The organism is Vibrio sp. YT-19(2023), assembly GCF_033337395.1.
Genome location: NZ_JAWOQN010000163.1, coordinates 1 through 1,055 on the forward strand (window position 1 = coordinate 1; position 1,055 = coordinate 1,055).

Here is a 1,055-nt window from a genome sequence, read left to right on the forward strand (position 1 = left end):
CGAAATGATCCCTTTAGGCGTCTCATACATGGCATTTAGCGCATGAAAGGTTTCACTGACATGAGCAGTTTGATTGCGGCTTTTGGCTGATAACCAACTTGAAGCGGTGAGTTGTTTGCGCAGGGTTTCGCTTGTGAGGAGAACGTTATCAAGATGAACGGGAAGATGCTGCCATTTTTGTTCATACAGGCGAGTTAACGTCGTGCGTTCGTCTTCGCTCAAGGGGTATTCAGTCAAACAACTATTGAGCGTGTTGTGCAAAGTGGTTTGGTAATCCAGGTCATGGAAAGGGTCTTGTACTTTGCCCAATTGGGAGTTCTTTTCCGCAATCAGGTTGAACAGGCCGCATTGACGCAGCTGGTAACTCTCTAGTAACCCTAGCGACAATCTTGGCAGCTCTTGATACAAAGCCCTTTTGTCAGGAATCGTGATAGCGGAAACCTCGTTAAGCTCTCTCGGGGGAACGTCGAGTACGTTTGCCAAACGTTGATGGTACTTTTCAAAGATTGCGCGCTCTGGATTCGTCCAACCGTTGCAACCGCTGAGCAAAGCGAGTAATGCGAAGAATAGGATTTTCACGAACTTCCTTGTCTGTTTGCTTGTGTTACTCAATTAATACGTTGTCAAAAAGTATACCTAACAACTTGCCATGAAGATCAAAAAAGCCAGCGAATGCTGGCTTTTACGTTCTGTTGTAAACCGTCACCAATGGCGAGCAGAATTACTGCAGAGAAAAGTTAAGTTGTACATCGGGCTCTTGACGGTGCATCCAACGAAGGCGAACACCAAGCATTAACGCAGCTGCGGTCAGGCCAATGATAAAGCCAAGCCAGAAACCTTGTGCGCCCATTGGTTCAACAATCCAATCTGTACGACCAAGAATGTAACCAGTAGGAAGGCCAAGAATCCAATACGCGATGAATGTGCGGTTGAAGATCGCGCGCATGTCTTTGTAGCCACGAAGTGCACCGGCTGCGATGACTTGAACGGCGTCAGTGCATTGGTAAACGGCGGCAAACAGCAATAACTGCATCGCTAGTGAGATTACTTCTGGG

2 protein-coding genes are annotated in these 1,055 nt (G+C 47.3%); both read right to left on the reverse strand.

Going from position 1 to position 1,055, the window contains the following annotated elements; genetic code table 11:
• Positions 1–579, reverse strand: a 579-nt coding sequence (locus R7E78_RS24620) for a DUF3080 family protein (RefSeq protein WP_318058408.1), incomplete at its 3' end; no start/stop codon positions are given.
• Between the two features lie 142 nt (positions 580–721).
• On the reverse strand, positions 722–1,055 hold a 334-nt coding region (locus R7E78_RS24625), incomplete at its 5' end, for an MATE family efflux transporter (RefSeq protein WP_318058409.1).